Raw genomic sequence first — 17,498 nt, 5'->3', positions numbered from 1 at the left:
GATCGTGTTCCGACACGCTCGACTTGCCGTATGAAGTATTGTTAGCTGACGGTAAGTGAGAGCGAATGTGTCGGAGGGGCCGCATGAGACTCAGGAACCAGATTCTTGCATTGGCCATAGGGCCCCTTGTTCTTGCCATTATCGTCATCACTGCACTCATCACCTCGCAGTCAATGACGCTGGCGCGTACGAGCATCGACGCCTTCGAACGGAACATGCTTGCCGCAAAGGAAGCTGAACTCCTCAACCTCACCAATTTGGCCCTTTCGGCGATCCGTTCGGTCTATGACAGGGCGGGACCTGATGACGAGGCTGCGAAGGAGGAGGTCAAGCGCATTCTGACTGACCTCGATTATGGCACGGACGGCTATTTCTTTGTCTATGACTATGACGGCATGAACGTGGTTCATCCGCGACAAAGCTTTCGTCCAGGGAATAATTGGCTGGATCTTTATGATCCCGACGGTAACCGCGTCATCTATGACCTGATAGTCAAGGCGAAAGGAGGAGGAGGTCTCGTCCAGTATAAGTGGGAGAAGCCCTCGACCGGGAAGATGGCTGATAAGCTTTCTTTTGCAGCTGGCCTCAACAAATGGCGCTGGATGATCGGTACAGGGGTTTATCTGGATGATGTTTTTGCCGCGACAGCGGCGGCGAAGGAGGAAATGCGCCGTTCCATTACATGGAATTTCCTGATTGTTGCACTGTTTGCGGTTCCTGCCGTGTTGCTGGTGTTCGCCACCTGCATGCTGCTCAATCTGCGTCAGCAGAGGCTGGCAGACGGACGGCTCAAGGAACTGATGCAGAGGGTTATCGATACCCAGGAAGAGGAGCGCCTGCGCATTGCCAGAGAATTGCATGACGGCATTTCTCAAAATCTCGTCGGGGTGCGCTTTGCGATTGATCTCGCGCGGCGCAAGGTGGCGCCGGAGAATGTCGGGGCCGCCGAGGCCATCGGCAAGGGCGCCGTCGCATTAAATGAGGCGATCAAGGAGGTACGTCGTATTTCCCACGATCTGCGCCCCCGTGTCCTCGATGATTTAGGACTGACTGCAGCTCTTGAATCCCTGATTTCAAGTTTTTCAGAGCGCACGGGGATCGCGGCGACGCTTGAATCCGTGGGTTTCAAGAATATACTTGTTCCGGAGGCGCGTGTTGCCCTTTACCGCGTCGCACAGGAGGCCTTGACCAATATCGAGCGTCACGCCGGTGCGACCCGGGTTGCTATCAGATTCTCCAGTCGTGATGAGCGCATACTGATGGATGTCAGTGACAATGGCCGTGGTTTTCCGGTTGCGCGAACGGAGAATGGCAAGCCGGCCAACAAGGGGCTTGGCTTGAGAAACATGCAGGAACGCATGACGCATTTCGGAGGCCGGCTGGATGTCGAAAGCTCCGCCAGGGGAACTGTCCTGCGGGCGGTGCTGCCCATTACCGCCATGAAGGATCGCGATAGCCGGTTACAGGAGGCCGCCGAGTGACCGTTCATCCGATCCGTGTGCTGCTGATAGACAACCATCCTCTGGTTCTGGACGGATTGAAGGCCGTGCTTGAGACTTACGATCATATCGCTGTCGTTGGGACTGCTGTGTCCGCCATGGCCGGTATCGACGCCGCCGTCGCCACACGACCCCATGTGGTGCTGATGGACATCAACATGCCCCAGATCAACGGCATCGATGCCTTGGAGCTGTTTAAGGAAAAGCGGCTCCCCACCCGGGTGTTGATGCTGTCGATGCATGACAGTCGCGAATATATCTCGATGTCGGTCATGTATGGTGCTGCCGGCTATATTCTGAAAGACGTCGCGACTGAAGAAATAGTGGCCGCAATCGACGCCGTCGCAGCCGGTGGCACTTATTTTTCCTCCGGCGTTCGAGATGTGCTGATGGAAGGCTCGTCCGGCAGGCTGAAGGCGCTGACGACACGTGAACAGGACGTTTTGCTGCTGATCGCTCGGGGAAAAAGCAATCGTGACGCAGCACTGGCGCTCGACATCGCCGAGCGTACGATGGAAACGCATCGCAAGAATATCAAGCGGAAACTGGATATTGCCACGACGGCTGGTCTCATTCGCTATGCGATAGACAACGGGCTTATCAAGGAGTAGCGGCAAGAGAGCGAGGCCCCGCGAATGTATTGTCATCCGGGGCCTCGATATAAGTCATATCGGCTTACTTGCCTGCGGTCTGCATCGCATAGCCATAGCTGTCATAGGTATATTCGGCGACGCGGAACCATTCATAGCTCTCGTCGCGGAATTTCTTCCAGCCCGGATAGATTTTGGCCCATGCGGGATGCTTTTGCGTGTACTCGTCATAAAGCTCGAAGGTTGCCTTGTAGGCGGCGTCGAGCACATCGCGGGGCAGCGGGCGAAGCTGTGTGCCCTTGGAAACCAGCGAGCGGATCGCATCCTTGTTCTTGACGTCGTAAAGCGCCTGCATGTTGATGTTGGCGGCCTTGCAGGCGGTGTCGAGCGCTGCCTTGTATTCATCAGGCAATGCCGCATATTGGTCCTTGTTGACGAAGAAGTGGATCGTCAGCCCACCCTCCCAGAACGCGGGATAATAGTAGTATGGCGCGATCTGGTAGAAGCCGAGCTTTTCGTCATCATAGGGACCGACCCACTCTGCAGCGTCAATGGTACCACGTTCCAGCGCCGGATAAATGTCACCGCCGGGAAGCTGCTGCGGCACCGCGCCAAGCCTGGCGAGCACCTGTCCGGCGACGCCGGCAATACGCATCTTCAGGCCCTTGATATCCTCGACGCTCTTGATTTCCTTGCGATACCAGCCGCCCATCTGGGCGCCCGTCGCTCCACCGGGAATGCCGATGACGCCGTAGTCGGAAAGGAATTCGTTATAAGCCTCGTTGCCGCCGCCATGGTAGAGCCATGCGTTCTGCTGGCGGGCGTTCAGACCGAAGGGGATGGTCGAGCCAATGGCGAATGTCGGATCTTTCCCGGTGAAATAGTAGCCGCAGGTATGGGAAATCTCGACGGTATTGGCTTTTACGGCGTCGATCGCCTGGGCGCCGGGAACGATCTCGCCGGCTTGAAAAACCTGGATATCGAACTTGCCGCCTGTAATGGCTCTCAGAGCGTTGGCCATGACGACGGCGCCGCCATAGATCGTGTCCAGATTGTTGGGGAAACCCGACGTCAAACGCCAGCGAACGCTCGGCGATGACTGGGCTATGGCCGGTGTTGCAAGCGTCGAAGCGGCTGCTGCCGCTCCTGCAAGTACGCCGCCTGACAAGAGTTGTCTGCGACCTGGATTGACCTTCATAGATTACCTCCTCCTATTGAACGTCAGCGATTTTTATTGCGGCGGGCGCTTTTGCGCCCGGCCGAGTGTCAGGGGGTGGCCGGCTTTCCGAAGCTCGGTGCGCTGTTGCCGGGCGCCAGGAAAGGATTGGCGAAGGGATCGGCGTCCGTGCCGATGCTCGGCATCGGTACATTGATATGGACGGCGGAAGGATCGACCTGCTTGGCGCCTGACTTGTAGTGCATCACGATGCCGGGGAAGGCGATGATGATGACGACCATGGTCAGCTGGATGAACAGATAGGGGATGGCGCCGAGATAGATCTGGGACGAGGTGACCGGCTGGATGGTCTGTCCCGTGATCCGGTCCTTGTAGGCACGCGTCGGAGCGACGGACCGCAGGAAGAACAGCGAAAAACCGAAGGGCGGGTGCATGAACGACGTCTGCATGTTGACCGCCAGCATCACGCCAAACCAGATCAGGTCGATGCCAAGCGCATCGGCGACCGGCGCCAGCAGCGGGATGATGATGAAGGCCAGCTCGAAATAATCGAGGAAGAAGGCCAGGAAAAAGACCAGCAGGTTGGCGACGATCAGGAAGCCGATCTCGCCGCCCGGGATCGACGTCATCAGATGCTCGACCCAGACGTGGCCGTTCACGCCATAGAAGGTCAGGGAAAAGACGCGCGCGCCGAGCAGGATGAGCAGCACGAAGGACGACAGTTTTGCCGTGGCGTGCAGCGACTGCTGGATCAGGCCGAAATTGAGCTTGCGGTTGGCAAGCGCAAGGGCGAGCGCGCCGACAGCACCCATGGCTCCGCCTTCCGTGGGGGTGGCGATCCCGAGGAAGATCGTGCCGAGCACGAGGAATATCAAAACGAGCGGCGGCACCAGCGAGGTGATGACCTTGAGCAGCAGTTTGGTGCCGCGCAGGGTCCGCGCCTCCAGCGGCAGGGCCGGGACTTTCGTGGGGCTGATGATCGAGGTCACGATGATATAAAGCGCATAGGCCGCCACGAGCATGAGACCCGGAACGAGTGCGCCCTTGTACATGTCGCCCACCGAACGGCCGAGCTGGTCGGCCAGCACGATCAATACGAGGCTGGGCGGGATGATCTGCGCCAGCGTGCCGGACGCCGCGATCGTGCCGGCGGCGACCTTGCGGTCATAACCATAGCGCAACATGATGGGAAGCGAGATGAGGCCCATCGAGATAACCGAGGCGGCGACGACGCCGGTGGTGGCGGCCAGAATTGCTCCGACGAAGATGACGGCAAACGCAATGCCGCCGCGGACCGGTCCAAACAGCTGGCCGATCGTGTCCAGCAAATCCTCCGCCATGCCGCTCTTTTCAAGAATGAGCCCCATGAAGGTGAAGAACGGTATCGCCAGCAGCGTTTCGTTCGACATCTGGCCGAATATGCGATCGGGAATGGCCTGGAACAGCGTGGCTGGCAGCAGTCCGAGTTCTATTCCGATAAAGCCGAAGAAAAAGCCGACAAAGGCCAGGGCGAAGGCCACGGGATAACCGAGCAGCAGCACGATGATGAGCGCCGCAAACATGATGGGTGCGAGATTTTCCGCAATGAATGCCATTATTGTTTTTTCCTTCGATCAGAGCAGTGCCGCTGCGGCATCGGCCGCTGCAACCGGATCGGGGATATCGCCGCGCAGGATCGCGATACGTTTGATGAGTTCCGAAACACCCTGAATGGCGAGAAGGCTGAAGCCAATCGGTATCAGCGCCCAGACGGGCCATTGAATGAGGCCGCCCGTGTTGTTTGAAACCTCACCGGAAGCAAGTTTCTGCAGAAACACCGGCCAGGAGAGATAGACCGTGATGAGGCAGAAGGGCATGAGAAAGAAGATGGTCCCGAGAATGTCGACCCAGAGCTGCCCTTTGCGCGGAAGATTTCCGTAGACCAGATCGACCTTCACGTGCTCGTTGTTAAGAAGCGTGTAGGCGGCGGCGATCAGAAACACGGCGGAAAACAAATACCACTGCGATTCGAGCCAGGCGTTGGAGCTCATCGAAAACGCCTTGCGCATGGCGGCATTGATGGCGCTGATAAAAATGGCCGCGAGAAGCAGCCAGGAAATACCTTTGCCAATGGCTGAATTGGCAGCATCAATGGCGCGCGAAACGGCCAATAAAAATTTCATGATATCCTCCCCGGAAGCGGCCACGTACTCCTCAATACGCGTGCTGCCGCTATAGTGCGGGCACGATATCAATGGCGGCTTCACGCTCAAGGGCCGCTGCCGGCGAATTTCTTCAGACGTACCGAGAACTGGGTATGTAAGGGGCAACTTCAGTCGGACGGCAAAGGACAATGAAATGAAAGAGCGTGTTTGGCACCTCATACTTCGTCGCGCTGGACATCAACCCGGAGGGCAAGCGGGATACTCCTGGTCAACTGGTCCGGTTTGAAGGATTCAGATCGATCCTCGGTGTCGGAGCGAGCTTCCTTTTGATTCCGGCATGGTCATGGAAAGAGATTTGACAGCTCATCCTGCCGTCAGTTCACCTTCACGCCCCGTTCTTCCAGCTTATCGAGAATCTCACTCGTCGCGTGGCTCGCTTTAAAGCGGCCCGCTTTCTTGAGTGATGGCATATCCAGCAATGCACTGAGGTTTTCCGAGGGAACGTTGATGCTCACCCACTCAAGTTTTGGCAGCGGCACCAGCGTACGAAGATCGAAACGATCAATCATCGAAATCACCGAAATACCTCTAAGATTGACGCACAGGTGAATATCCGATGTATCGCGGATGTCGAAAACGCCTTCTTCGCCACTCCAGAAGTACCACGCATATGGATAGATTTCCTCGCCGCCATCGAACTGAACCCAGTCAACGGCTGCAAGCTGCTCGTCAGTCAGTGGGTAGCGGACCAGATAATCCAGTGCTTGCGGGATCAAATCATAGCCGTCCTGTTCCAGATCAACGGGTCGCCCCAGAACGTGGGTGGCAAGTTGTTCGGGAGTACCGAGATCAAGCATCTTGAACCGTAAAAGTGCCGACATGACAGCCAGCTTCAGGTTCGGGTCTGAGAATGGTGCGCCGGGAGCACCGCTTGCAGCGGGATAAGGCGGCGCCGTTGGCTCAGCATATTCGGCATCGGGATTCGAGGTGATGATCTCGGAAACCGAGTCATAGCTGATGCGGGCGGTCAACATACCCTCTGCCAAGCGCATCGTGCCGAAGCGGGTGTTCCTTTGAAGCTTGCTTTCCTCGCCAATCTGCATATCGGGCAAGCTATTGCGGAGATCGGCGAGCTCCATCTCCATCGGAACGCCGGCGATGGTGTGCTTGAAGCGGGAGTTGAAGTCGATACGTCCGACAAGCCCGTTACGGTCAATTCGAACAACGACACCATAGGTGTTTTGCAAAATATCGATCACACCACCTTTATGTGGGGCGGGAGCACGCCAACTCGATCCCATGGCTTTCTCGACTGCTGCGACCGGCATTCCTGGCCGTAAGGCTGCCAGAGCCGCAGCATCAACCGGTTGACTTGATGCTGCCATGCATTTTCCTCCCATCCCTGGAGATATCGCCAGCGAAGCCACTCCCACCAAGAACTCTCGCTTACGCATAAGCTATTCCTCACATCAACGCAGGCTTTCGCCACTTGGAGCTGAAGAACTTTATATGAGACAGGACATCGAAACTGCAATCATGGACCGGTCCTTAATCTGCCTAAAAAAGGTTCAGCGAAAAATCGCGTCTTGGCTGTTCATCTCTAAAACGGCCGGTTCGCCACGTTCGCCATTCCACTGCTACGCAAAATTGTTATGGTGGTCGAGGAAGGGCAGGGGAGCTTATCGCTTCTGCAATGTCTGAAACGCATTCCTGAGCGTCCTGACCACAATCTCGATCTCCGTGGCATTGTCGTTCGCCGATGTGACCCGTGATTTGACCCATTCGGGACGATGCTTTGGGCAAGTACAGGCAAAAGTCGAGCTGTTCGGCGTGGATGCCGCGTATAGTGCGGGCGTCTGCGTCAAGGGATGTCGGGCAGTCACGGTTCTTTTACTGCCTGTTGGAAAAGCGTAATGAATTCCACATAAGAGTGTGTTTGGTGGCTCCCTCATTTCAAAAGCTGTTGGAGCGGGAGGGCGGGGAAGCGCAGCATGCGGTGTGGGCATGGGAGTGGCTGCCGTGCAATGGAGGATGAGCAATTGAAACATTTCATCGGAGATAGGGATCGGATCGTCCAACAGGCCATTTCGGGTATCCTTGCATCGTCCCATGGCAGGCTTACCCGTCTCGACGGCTATCCGGAAATCAAGGTACTGCTTCGTGCGGGCTGGGATGGATCGAAGGTCTCCGTAATCTCGGGTGGCGGTTCTGGGCACGAGCCGGCGCATGCCGGATTTGTCGGCGAGGGCATGCTCACTGCGGCTGTGTGTGGGGATATTTTTGCCTCCCCAAGCGTGGACGCCGTGCTCTCCGCAATCATTGCAACGACTGGTCCCTCGGGTTGCCTGTTGATCGTCAAGAATTACACCGGGGATCGCCTTAACTTCGGACTTGCCGCCACTCAGGCAAGAGCACTCGGCTATAAAGTAGAGGTTGTGGTCGTGGGCGACGATGTTGCAACGTCGGCAACAAAACAGCCTCGCGGTGTGGCCGGAACCCTGTTTGTGCACAAGATTGCCGGATATCTGGCGAGTCAAGGCGAGACATTAACGACCGTTGCAAAAGTGGCGGGGGACGTGGCGGCCTCCATCATGACTATCGGCATGGCAATTGAGACTTGCTCTGTTCCTGGCCGGGGAAAAGAACAGCGCCTTGCCGCAGATGAGGCGGAACTGGGTCTTGGTATTCACGGTGAGCCTGGTGTCCAGCGATTGAAATTTGCTTCAGTGGAGGCGTTGGTTGATACAGCGGCTGTACAGTTAAGTAATAAGTTATCGACAAGCTCCGCCCGGCACGCCCTGCTTGTGAACAATCTTGGCGGGGCCACACCGCTTGAAATGTCCATCGTGATGGATGCGCTCACGAAAACACCTCTGTTCCAAAAAATCGATTATGTGGTCGGTCCGGCCCCACTGATGACCGCGCTCGATATGAAGGGCTTTTCCCTCTCCCTCCTGCCATTGGACGATCAGGTTCTACCCGCGCTTCTTGCCCCGTGCGAGGGTGCTTGGCCCGCTCCGTCTCGGGCCGGAAGCCCCGTGTTGACACCAATGCCCAAGCTTCCTGCGGCGAACTGGGCGCACTCGTCAAATCCCGCCGCAGAGGCTTTGGTGAGGCAGGCTTGTGCGGTTTTCATCGAGAACGAAGATTATCTGAACGCTCTCGATGCAAAGGTCGGTGACGGCGATACGGGTTCGACCTTTGCAACTGCGGCGCGCGGGGTGCTTGGCCGTTTCGACGGTCTTCCATTCGGTGACGTGGCCGCGTTGCTGGCGGCCATCAGCCAGATCCTTTCAAGAACGATGGGCGGTTCCAGTGGCATACTCTTGGCCATCCTTCTGAGTGCGGCGTCGAAAAGTTCGTCCGATGGACACGGTCCAGTGCGGGCGCTGCGGGACGGCTTGCTTGAAATGCAGCGTTTCGGAGGGGCACAGAAGGGTGATCGCACCATGATCGATGCCCTTTCGCCTGCGCTGGACATCTTTGTGGCAGGCGGAAATCTCGAAGACGCCGCAAAGGCGGCACGAAAGGGAGCGGACTCGACCAGAGAGATGGGCTACGCTACGGCGGGACGATCATCCTACCTCGCAGAAGGGGATCTGCTCGGAAATGTCGACCCCGGAGCAGAAGCTGCAGCGCGGCTGTTTGAGCGTTTGGTGGAACGATCAACCCCGGAGCGTGGGTGATCTGCCCTCCCAGGCACGGCCAAGATATCACCCGGCGTCTATTTCGCGCACTTTCCACGGCTTGCTGGGGTGTTGATTGCCACTGAGAGCTTCCTTCATGGATGCTCTCTCTGAATAGCCCCGAGTTTGGTAGACACCCCTCGGGTTAAATTTTCTGCTGCTTCTCGAACTCGACGGGCGACAGCATCCCGTTTCTGACGTGCTTGCGTTTCGGGTTGTAGAACATCTCGATGTAGTCGAACACATCCTGGCGTGCTTTATCGCGTGAACGGTAAACCCTGCGACGTATCCGTTCACGCTTTAGAAGATTGAAGAAGCTCTCGGCCACCGCATTGTCATGGCAGTTGCCGCGTCGGCTCATCGAGTGAACCAGATTGTGGTGCCTGAGGAACGAGGCCCAGTCCATGCTGGTGAACTGCGAACCCTGATCCGAGTGGATCAGCACCTTGTTCTTCGGCTTGCGCCGCCACACCGCCATGAGCAGAGCCTGCAACACGACGTCGGTGGTTTGGCGGCTCTGCATTGCCCGGCCGATTACCCGGCGCGAATAGAGATCGATGACAACAGCGCAAATGCGAAGCATTTGTCGCGTGGGCCAGATAGGCGAAGCCCTCGCAGGTCCGGATGTAGGTGATATCCGTCACCCAAGTCGTGTCTTGAGCCGCCACATCAAATTGTCGGTCGAGCGTGTTGTCGATGGCGACTGCAGGCTTGCCTCCATAGATGCCGGGACGGCGTTTGTAGCCGATCTGCGCCTTGATCCCGGCAAGGCGGGTCAGACGCGCAATCCGGTTCGGGCAACACATCTCACCCTGATCGAGAAGATCGTCGTGCAGCTTGCGATAACCGTAAACCTTGCCGCTTTCTTCCCATGCCTTCAGGAGCAGATCGGTCTGTCGCTTGTCCTCGCTGGCTCGCCTGCTCAGCGGGTTATTCAGCCATGTGTAAAATCCACTCGGATGAACCCACAAAAGGCGGCACATCGTCCGCACAGAGAACTGCAAGCGATGCAGGGCAATGAATGCGTATTTCACTTTGCATCCCTGGCGAAATACGCGGCCGCTTTTTTTAGGATGTCTCGCTCCTCGATAACGCGAGCCAATTCCCTCTTCAGCCGTCTGATCTCTTCGGCTTCGTCGTTGCCCTTGGCGTTCGAGACCGCAAACTTCTTTTTCCACTCGTACAAAGAATGCTGCCTCACCCCACCCGCTGAGAAACCTCCGCAACGGGATAGCCTCGCCCCGTGATCTGACGCACCGCGTCACGCTTAAACTCTTCGCTGAAATTCGATTTGCTCATGAGACGCTTCTTGCCTCAAAATTAGGAAAGAAGGCGTCTACAAATCTCGGGGCTATTCAACTTGACCTTGCTATATGCTACGTGTGGTGCAAGGGATTTGTTCATGACCGAGGCTCTCATTTCAAATTAGATCATTACTGTTCGCCAAAAATATCGAGCATCGCTTTATTGTTTTTTGTGCGCGCCATATCGAGAGAAGATCGCCCCGCCAAATTTTTTCTAGTTGGATTAGCACCGAGCTCGACAAGGACCTTTATCAATTTTATGTTGGGGCGAGGATTCAAAACCGATGTCCAAAGAGCGTCATTTCCATACTTGTCAATTAAACTAATTGAGGCTCCTTTTTTAAGAAGATCCTCGGCAAATCCAAACATGGATCTGGAAATCATATATTGCAAAGCAGTCTGATCATTATCATCTTGATGGTCTATATTCTTGCTTTTTGATATGAAGTACGGAACAAACTCCGGTCTATATGCTATAGATTCTTGCAAATAGCTATGATTTTCTTCGCTTATTAATTCTAGGTCTTCGATGTCATTCGGATCGAAATTTTGGTCATTTCTGAGCTCTGCGAAGTAATTTGGCATATTATTCGTCCTGCTTACTGTTGCTCGTATCTATGGCTGCGGTTACCATTGATTGATTCAGGCTGATAATTATTGGGGTCTCTATATTTCTGCAAGAATTCATCTTTTGAAATTCGACCGTCCATATAGTCACGATGGAGAGTCCTATACTCATGAGACCGCCCCGGATTGTTCCAGACATAGTCAGCAGTATTGGCAGGTGTTCGATGAAGACGCCATTTTTAGGAAAAGGGCAAACCTATCGGAGCATTTCGACCCGACCAAGTGAAATAGCAACAAACCTACGGAGCACAATCATCAGCAGGGCCTGCGTCTTCACGGCGGATAAAACAGGAAAATGGTGTCCACGAGAGGATTCGAACCTCCGACCCCAGGATTCATACCACTTCGGCTTTAACCGCCGCCCGGTCGCCAATGGACAGGACGTTCGTGGTCTGGACTGTCCCTTCACCATGGGCCTTGCGGCCTTTAGGTGCTGCCCATCCAGTCTCTACACCTTCACCGGATTTCTCCGGAGCTTGGCTCGGGATTGGCATGCTGGAAGACCAGCGAAGCTTTCCCCGACTTTGAGCAGATCGATTGCGTCGTTTCCGGGCGCAACCCCCAATTTGTCTTAGGAATCCTGTGCTCTATCCTGCTGAGCTACGTGGACACTGAACTGCTCTTTAACCCGGCGATGCCTGCGGATCAACCGCGTTCTTCATTGCGGTCGATCTCTTCCTCGGCTTTCTTCGCTTTGGCCGGCAATCAGCTCGTCAGGCGCTGTTCGGCCAGTTTCACCCAGTAGGAAATGCCGTAGGCGATGGCCTCGTCGTTGAAATCGTAACCGGGATTGTGGAGGCCTGCCGAATCGCCGTTGCCGATGAAGATGAAACAGCCCGGCCTTTCCTTCAGCATGAAGGAGAAATCTTCTCCCGCCATGGAAGGATCGACATCGGGGTCGACATTCGGTTCCCCTGCCACATCACGGGCCACGCGGATGGCATGGTCGGTTTCGGCGGCGTGGTTGAAGGTTACGGGGCAATAACGCTCGTAGATAACTTCCGCTTCCGCTCCGTTGGCAACAGCAATACCTTCCGCCATCTGCTTGATGCGGTCCTGCGCGAGATCACGCACCGTTTCGTCGAGGCTGCGCACCGTACCGGCAATCAGCGCCTCATTGGGGATGATGTTGTGGCTGGAGCCGGCCTGAAAACGGGTGACGGAGACGACGACGGAACGGATCGGATCGGCATTGCGCGAGGCGATCATCTGCAGGTTGCCGACAATCTGTGCGCCGATGGTGATCGGGTCGATAGTGCGGTGCGGTTGCGCCGCGTGGCCGCCACGACCCTTGACGGTGATCGAGAATTTGTCCGGTGCCGCCATGATGCCGCCCTTGCGGATGGCGAAGGCGCCGAGCGGAATTCCCGGCATGTTGTGCATGCCATAGACCTCGTCGATGCCGAAACGTTCCATCAGCCCATCCTCCACCATGGCGAGCGCGCCAGCACCACCTTCTTCGGCAGGCTGGAAGATGACAGCGATCGAGCCGGCGAAATTGCGGGTCTCGGTGAGATATTTGGCCGCGCCGAGCAGCATGGCTGTGTGGCCGTCATGGCCGCAGGCATGCATCGCGCCTGCCGTTTTTGATGCCCAGGGCTTGCCGGTTTCTTCCAGAATGGGCAGCGCGTCCATATCCGCGCGAAAGCCGATAGTGCGATTGCCCGGAAGATTGCCCTTGATAATGCCCACCACCCCGGTGCGACCGAGCCCGGTCACGATTTCGTCAACGCCAAAGGATTTCAGCTTGTCGGCAACGAAGGCCGCAGTGTTGTCGACATCATACAAAATCTCGGGATTTTCATGCAGGTGATGCCGCCATTCGCTGACTTCCTGCTGAAGTTCGGCGGCTCTGTTCAAAATCGGCATTCGTTCATTCCTGGGTTCATCGGCACGGCGTGTCTTAAAATCCTATCCTCCGTGGTGGATAGTGCGCCGCATAATTGACGTAATCAATGTACTTTGCCATTGCTAGGACATATATGGTGAATATTGCCATTCCCCGACCGAAGACGGGAATTCGAGGACAAGCCTTGCCACAGACTTTCAAATCGCCAAACGCCGCCCGGCGGCTCTCCGCTGCTATTGCCATCATGACCGCAGGTCTCGTTGCCGCGGCACCCGTGGCCAATGCCAATCCGAAAATGGTGGTGGATGTCAAAACCGGCAAGGTGATTGCCCATCAGGAAGCCTTCCGCAAGTGGTATCCCGCCTCGCTGACCAAGCTGATGACCGCCTATATCGCCTTTTCGCAGATGAAGGCCGGCAAGATCAGCCCGCAGACGGAAGTGGTGATGAGCAAGAAGGCGGCCGATCAGCCGGCCTCGAAAATGTATTTCAAGCCCGGCCAGAAGCTGACGATGGACAGCGCGCTGAAGCTGCTGCTTATCAAATCCGCCAATGATATTGCGGTGGCGATTGCCGAGACGATCGGCGGCACCAGCGACAATTTCGTGGCGCAGATGAATGCGCAGGCGCAGCGGCTGGGCATGAGCTCCACCCGTTATGTGAACCCCAACGGCCTGCCCGGCAAGGGACAATACACGACGGCCCGGGATCTGGCGCTGCTGGCGCTGATCATCAAGCGCGAGTTCCCGGAATATGCCGGCTATTTCTCGCTGGAAGGCGTCACCACCGGCAAGAAGAACTACGCCAATTTCAACATGCTGGTCGGCCGTTTTGATGGTGCCGATGGCATGAAGACCGGCTTCATCTGTGCCTCCGGCTTCAACCAGGTCTCGTCCGCCGTGCGCAATGGCCGCTCCGTCATCACCGTGGTGCTGGGCGCGGACAGCCTTGCTGGACGAACCGACCAGTCGGCCGATCTGCTGCAGATGGGGCTGACGGCGCCTTCCGGTCAGGGCGTTTCGCTCGCTTCGCTGGCGCCCTATGGCGATACCGGCGATGTGAACGATGTCAGCGCGGAAATCTGCAATCCGAAGGCTGCCAAGGTTCGCAGCGAAAGCCGCGATGAAGCCGGCCGTATGGTCATCCATTCGCCCTATGTGACGGAGATGACGCGACCTCCGGAATATTCCTTCGCCGGTCTTATCCCTGGCAGCGAGACCGTGGCTGTCAACACGACCAAGGGAGCTGCGGCCAAGGGTGAACTGGCCAACGTGCCGATCCCGATCCCACGCCCGACATTCTGATTTGTAAGGGATTATGCCTCCAGGGGCCGCCCCGTCGCCCATGAGGCGAGAGGGTATGTCTTTCGCCTTCTCCCCGAGGGGGAGAAGGTCGTGGCAGCGGGATGAGGGGCAAGCTCTCCGAAATCCGGTAACGTCGCCCCCTCATCCGACCCTTCGGGCCACCTTCTCCCCGTCGGGGGAGAAGAAACGAGTTGCAATGCCGCCTCTATCCGATTGCCTGTTGCGCTTGAGAGCGAGCGGCTTCTCCCGGAGAGCTTTGCGGATTGGCTATTCGCAGCTCTGATCTGTTATGATATTACAGTCTCGCCCGTGGCTTCAGGCCTTGGGCGATTTCTGTTTTACCGCGCGGTTCCGGCTCGAACATCGTTCAACGATCTGCCGGAGCGGCCCTCAACCATACAGGCAAGGCATGTCTCGCGAGCGTATACCGGTCTCCATCATCACCGGATTTCTCGGCGCCGGAAAATCGACGCTGCTCAACCGGCTTCTCAAAGACCCCGAGATGAGCGACGCCGCAATCATCATCAATGAATTTGGTGACGTCAGCATCGATCACATGCTGGTTGAAAGCGCCGGCGAAGGCATCATCGAACTGGCGGAAGGCTGCCTGTGCTGCACAGTGCGCGGCGAACTGGTGGATACGCTGGCCGAACTGATGGACGGTATCCAGACCGGCAAGCTGAAGCCGGTAAAGCGGGTGGTGATCGAGACCACGGGTCTTGCCGATCCTGCCCCGGTCATGCAATCGATCATGGGCAATCCGGTGATCGCGCAGAATTTCATGCTCAACGGCATGATTACCGTGGTGGATGCCGTAAACGGCCTGTCCACGCTCGACAATCATCAGGAATCCGTGAAGCAGGTGGCGGTGGCCGACCGTCTGGTCATGACCAAGCGCATGCTTGCCGACGCTTCCATGATTTCAGCGCTGACGGCACGCCTGCAGGCGCTCAATCCGCGGGCGACGATCGAGGATGGCGACAGCGCCGACTGGAGTGCTGCGGAACTTCTCGACAACGGCCTTTACGATGCCGGCAGCAAAAATGCCGATGTCGGCCGCTGGCTGGGCGAAGAGGCGGTACACGATCATGACCACGACCATGCGCATGATCACCATCACGGTGATGATCACCACCATCACCATCATCACGATGTGAACCGGCACGATGCATCGATCCGTTCCTTCTCGATCATTCACGATCAGCCGATCCAGCCGATGGCGGTCGAAATGTTCGTGGATTTGCTGCGCTCGGCGCACGGGGAGCGACTGTTGCGCATGAAGGCCATCGTCAAGCTGTCGGACAATCCGGACCGGCCTTTGGTGTTGCATGGGGTGCAGAGCATTTTCCACACGCCTGAACGTCTTTCGGCCTGGCCTGACCCGTCTGATCAGCGTACGCGCATGGTGCTGATCACGAAGGATTTGCCGGAGGCTTTCGTGCAGGACCTGTTCGCGGCCTTCACCGGCGTACCGGGTATCGACCGGCCGGACAGGCAGGCGATGACGGATAATCCGCTGGCGGTTTCGGGGTTGCGGTTTTAGGGCGGCGCCGTGATGGTCTAGGTCGGTGGGTGTGATTCACCCCCCTCTGTCCTGCCGGGCATCTCCCCCTCAAGGGGGGAGATCGACAAGCGGCAGGGTCTCGGTCATCTCGACGTTTGAGAATGAAGTGACGTTAGTGCTTCCTGCCGATCTCCCCCCTTGAGGGGGAGATGTCCGGCAGGACAGAGGGGGTAACCACAGCCGGCGCCGTTGAACGTCGGTTACCCGCCCTTCACGATCCGGAACCGATGCCCCTTATCCACCGCAACCGTCTCGAGCAGGCTATGCCCATCCTCATTGCACATATGGGTAATATCGATCACCGCCAGCGGATCGGTCGTCTCGACGGTTAGAATATCGCCCGCCTTCATGGTTGCGAGTTTCTTGCGGCTTCTCAAAACTGGAAGGGGGCATTTAAGCCCCCTCAAATCGTAAATCGTCTCGGCCGTGTCGCTCATTCCTTGGCCCAGAACTTCCAGAATGGCTTCTTTTCCGGCGCTTCCGGTGCAGGCGCTGCCGAATAGGCGAGGGGGTTGAGGGCTGGAACGGGAATGCCCTGTGCCGTTGCGCCACCCTGGCCATTTGCCGCGGATGCGGGGGCAGCCGTGGCAACCATGGTCGGGGCCGCGGGTGCGGGGTTCGATTGTGGTGCAGTGGGCTGGACAGCCGAAGGACGCGGGCCGCGCAGGGCCGAGGCGGTTGCGGTCGTCGCCGGTGAGGACGAGGTTACTTGCTGCGCCTTTTTCTCCATCAGCGCGGCATATTCCGTTTCCTTCATCAGCTTGCCGGCCTTCAGCGCCGAGCCGGTCGGGGCATAGGCGGGCTCGCGGCCCTTGCGCTTTTCGGCAACCAGCGCCTTGCGTTCGGCTTCGCTCGGGTCGTACCAGGCCATGCCGTCATATTTCTTCATCGCCTTTTCATAGGCGAGATCATAGGTCTTCTCGTAGCTCGAAAGCGCGCTGACGAGCGCCGGCGGCGTGCTCATGGCCGGGCATTGGGCTGACGCGTTGAAGCTGCCGCCTTCCGTCTGCTGGTTGAAGACATATTTCTTCTCGCAGACATTCACTTCCGGCGGGCGCTTCGTCACTTCGAAATTGTCGTAACCCACCTTCAGCATCTTCCAGAATTCGAGATGTTCGCTCTGGCGATGGCGGGCCATGTTTTCCGCCGTCATGCGGAAAGGGAATGCCTGCAGCTGCACGGTCTTCTGGCCGCCCTTGAAGGCGTCACGGGCGAAACCGTAGATTTCAAGAATCTGCGCATCCGTCATCGAATAGCAGCCGGAGGACGAACAGGCGCCATGGATCATCAGATTGGTGCCGTTACGGCCATTGGCGGCATCGTAGCGGTTCGGAAAGCCGGTATTGATGGCGAGATAATATTTCGAGTTCGGATTGAGATGCGCGGGCGTCAGGTTGTAGAAACCTTCCGGCGCCTGCCGGTCGCCTTCCTTCACCTTCGGGCCGAGTTTGCCGGACCATGCGCAAATCTCGTAGCCGGCGATCTTCTCGAAACGGTTGTCGCGCCTGGCCTTCCAGATTTCCAGCGCACCTTCTTCCTTGAAGATGCGGATCATGATCGGCGAGGTGCGATCCATGCCCCGCTTGTCGATCTCGGCCAGAATGGACGGAGACAGCGGATAATCAACCTTGTTCTTGACGTGGGAGACGTCGCGTTCGACGGTTTCGAGCGTATCATTGCAGCCGGCGAGAACGAGCGTGGTGCAGGCAAGAAGGGCAAAATGTGTCAAACGCATGATCTGATCCGAAAGACGAT

General features: G+C 57.1%; 13 protein-coding genes and 2 pseudogenes. 5 read left to right on the top strand and 10 right to left on the bottom strand.

Translation table 11 applies throughout. The features are described 5' to 3' along the window. Positions 1-83: 83 nt before the first annotated feature. Together JZX88_RS12780 and JZX88_RS12775 are read left to right on the top strand one after the other, a co-directional pair. Positions 84-1,481: a cache domain-containing protein gene (locus JZX88_RS12780; RefSeq protein WP_065116677.1), complete on the top strand. Its 1,398-nt coding sequence runs from the start codon at positions 84-86 to the stop codon at positions 1,479-1,481. Next, on the top strand, positions 1,478-2,110 hold the full coding sequence (locus tag JZX88_RS12775) for a response regulator transcription factor (RefSeq protein ID WP_065116676.1): 633 nt from the start codon (positions 1,478-1,480) through the stop codon (positions 2,108-2,110). The genes JZX88_RS12780 and JZX88_RS12775 overlap by 4 nt, the downstream gene beginning before the upstream one ends. Positions 2,111-2,174: 64 nt before the next feature. Here JZX88_RS12775 and JZX88_RS12770 read toward each other — a convergent pair whose 3' ends face one another. The 4 genes from JZX88_RS12770 to JZX88_RS12755 all read right to left on the bottom strand — a co-directional run bounded on the left by JZX88_RS12770 (position 2,175) and on the right by JZX88_RS12755 (position 6,795). Beyond that, the gene (locus JZX88_RS12770) at positions 2,175-3,287 is read right to left on the bottom strand and encodes a TRAP transporter substrate-binding protein (protein ID WP_065116675.1); all 1,113 of its coding nucleotides are present in this window, start codon (positions 3,285-3,287) and stop codon (positions 2,175-2,177) included. 68 nt (positions 3,288-3,355) lie between these two features. Further along, positions 3,356-4,864 (bottom strand): TRAP transporter large permease subunit, encoded by a 1,509-nt coding sequence (locus JZX88_RS12765; protein ID WP_065116674.1) that lies wholly within the window; start codon positions 4,862-4,864, stop codon positions 3,356-3,358. Between the two features lie 15 nt (positions 4,865-4,879). Next, positions 4,880-5,428: a TRAP transporter small permease subunit gene (locus JZX88_RS12760; protein WP_065116710.1), complete on the bottom strand. Its 549-nt coding sequence runs from the start codon at positions 5,426-5,428 to the stop codon at positions 4,880-4,882. Positions 5,429-5,784: 356 nt separating this feature from the next. Then, positions 5,785-6,795 (bottom strand): hypothetical protein, encoded by a 1,011-nt coding sequence (locus JZX88_RS12755; RefSeq protein WP_206913798.1) that lies wholly within the window; start codon positions 6,793-6,795, stop codon positions 5,785-5,787. Between the two features lie 654 nt (positions 6,796-7,449). Between JZX88_RS12755 and JZX88_RS12750 the strand changes: the two genes are divergently transcribed. Next, complete coding sequence (locus JZX88_RS12750; protein ID WP_206913797.1) at positions 7,450-9,096, top strand: dihydroxyacetone kinase subunit DhaK; 1,647 nt, start codon at positions 7,450-7,452, stop codon at positions 9,094-9,096. A gap of 145 nt (positions 9,097-9,241) precedes the next feature. On the opposite strand, the pseudogene JZX88_RS12745 reads toward JZX88_RS12750, so the two are convergent. From JZX88_RS12745 to JZX88_RS12730, 4 genes and pseudogenes are all read right to left on the bottom strand, one after another. Next, positions 9,242-10,395: pseudogene (locus JZX88_RS12745) on the bottom strand (IS3 family transposase). Positions 10,396-10,529: 134 nt separating this feature from the next. After that, positions 10,530-10,985 carry an ankyrin repeat domain-containing protein gene (locus JZX88_RS12740; RefSeq protein WP_206913796.1) on the bottom strand — a complete coding sequence of 152 codons (456 nt, stop codon included), beginning with the start codon at positions 10,983-10,985 and terminating at the stop codon, positions 10,530-10,532. Positions 10,986-10,999: 14 nt separating this feature from the next. Next, a pseudogene (locus JZX88_RS26440) lies at positions 11,000-11,131 on the bottom strand (GH-E family nuclease); the annotation flags it as partial. Positions 11,132-11,732: 601 nt separating this feature from the next. Further along, the gene (locus JZX88_RS12730) at positions 11,733-12,896 is read right to left on the bottom strand and encodes a M20 aminoacylase family protein (RefSeq protein WP_142856189.1); all 1,164 of its coding nucleotides are present in this window, start codon (positions 12,894-12,896) and stop codon (positions 11,733-11,735) included. 224 nt (positions 12,897-13,120) lie between these two features. Here JZX88_RS12730 and JZX88_RS12725 point away from each other — a divergent pair, with 224 nt between their 5' ends. Next, positions 13,121-14,179 carry a D-alanyl-D-alanine carboxypeptidase family protein gene (locus JZX88_RS12725; RefSeq protein ID WP_065118113.1) on the top strand — a complete coding sequence of 353 codons (1,059 nt, stop codon included), beginning with the start codon at positions 13,121-13,123 and terminating at the stop codon, positions 14,177-14,179. Positions 14,180-14,588: 409 nt separating this feature from the next. After that, the gene (locus JZX88_RS12720) at positions 14,589-15,722 is read left to right on the top strand and encodes a GTP-binding protein (RefSeq protein WP_206913794.1); all 1,134 of its coding nucleotides are present in this window, start codon (positions 14,589-14,591) and stop codon (positions 15,720-15,722) included. A 221-nt stretch (positions 15,723-15,943) separates the two neighbouring features. On the opposite strand, the gene JZX88_RS12715 is transcribed toward JZX88_RS12720, so the two are convergent. Together JZX88_RS12715 and JZX88_RS12710 are read right to left on the bottom strand one after the other, a co-directional pair. Further along, complete coding sequence (locus JZX88_RS12715) at positions 15,944-16,180, bottom strand: sulfurtransferase TusA family protein (RefSeq protein WP_206913793.1); 237 nt, start codon at positions 16,178-16,180, stop codon at positions 15,944-15,946. Next, a complete protein-coding gene (locus tag JZX88_RS12710; RefSeq protein WP_206913792.1) occupies positions 16,177-17,478 on the bottom strand; it encodes a L,D-transpeptidase family protein in 1,302 nt (433 codons plus the stop codon). The genes JZX88_RS12715 and JZX88_RS12710 overlap by 4 nt, the downstream gene beginning before the upstream one ends. Positions 17,479-17,498: the final 20 nt, after the last annotated feature.

Origin of the sequence: Agrobacterium sp. OT33, assembly GCF_017313365.1 — a bacterium.
Classification (GTDB): domain Bacteria; phylum Pseudomonadota; class Alphaproteobacteria; order Rhizobiales; family Rhizobiaceae; genus Agrobacterium; species Agrobacterium rhizogenes_A.
The sequence above is the reverse complement of the archived record's forward strand: the minus strand, read 5'-3'. Positions and strand labels throughout refer to the sequence as shown.

Coding starts and splice junctions, on each gene's coding strand:
- JZX88_RS12740 (WP_206913796.1), bottom strand. CDS start 10,985: ATGCCAAATTACTTCGCAGAGCTCAGAAATGACCAAAATTTCGATCCG.
- JZX88_RS12715 (WP_206913793.1), bottom strand. CDS start 16,180: ATGAGCGACACGGCCGAGACGATTTACGATTTGAGGGGGCTTAAATGC.
- JZX88_RS12780 (WP_065116677.1), top strand. CDS start 84: ATGAGACTCAGGAACCAGATTCTTGCATTGGCCATAGGGCCCCTTGTT.
- JZX88_RS12725 (WP_065118113.1), top strand. CDS start 13,121: ATGACCGCAGGTCTCGTTGCCGCGGCACCCGTGGCCAATGCCAATCCG.
- JZX88_RS12755 (WP_206913798.1), bottom strand. CDS start 6,795: ATGGCAGCATCAAGTCAACCGGTTGATGCTGCGGCTCTGGCAGCCTTA.
- JZX88_RS12770 (WP_065116675.1), bottom strand. CDS start 3,287: ATGAAGGTCAATCCAGGTCGCAGACAACTCTTGTCAGGCGGCGTACTT.
- JZX88_RS12730 (WP_142856189.1), bottom strand. CDS start 12,896: ATGCCGATTTTGAACAGAGCCGCCGAACTTCAGCAGGAAGTCAGCGAA.
- JZX88_RS12720 (WP_206913794.1), top strand. CDS start 14,589: ATGTCTCGCGAGCGTATACCGGTCTCCATCATCACCGGATTTCTCGGC.
- JZX88_RS12710 (WP_206913792.1), bottom strand. CDS start 17,478: ATGCGTTTGACACATTTTGCCCTTCTTGCCTGCACCACGCTCGTTCTC.
- JZX88_RS12760 (WP_065116710.1), bottom strand. CDS start 5,428: ATGAAATTTTTATTGGCCGTTTCGCGCGCCATTGATGCTGCCAATTCA.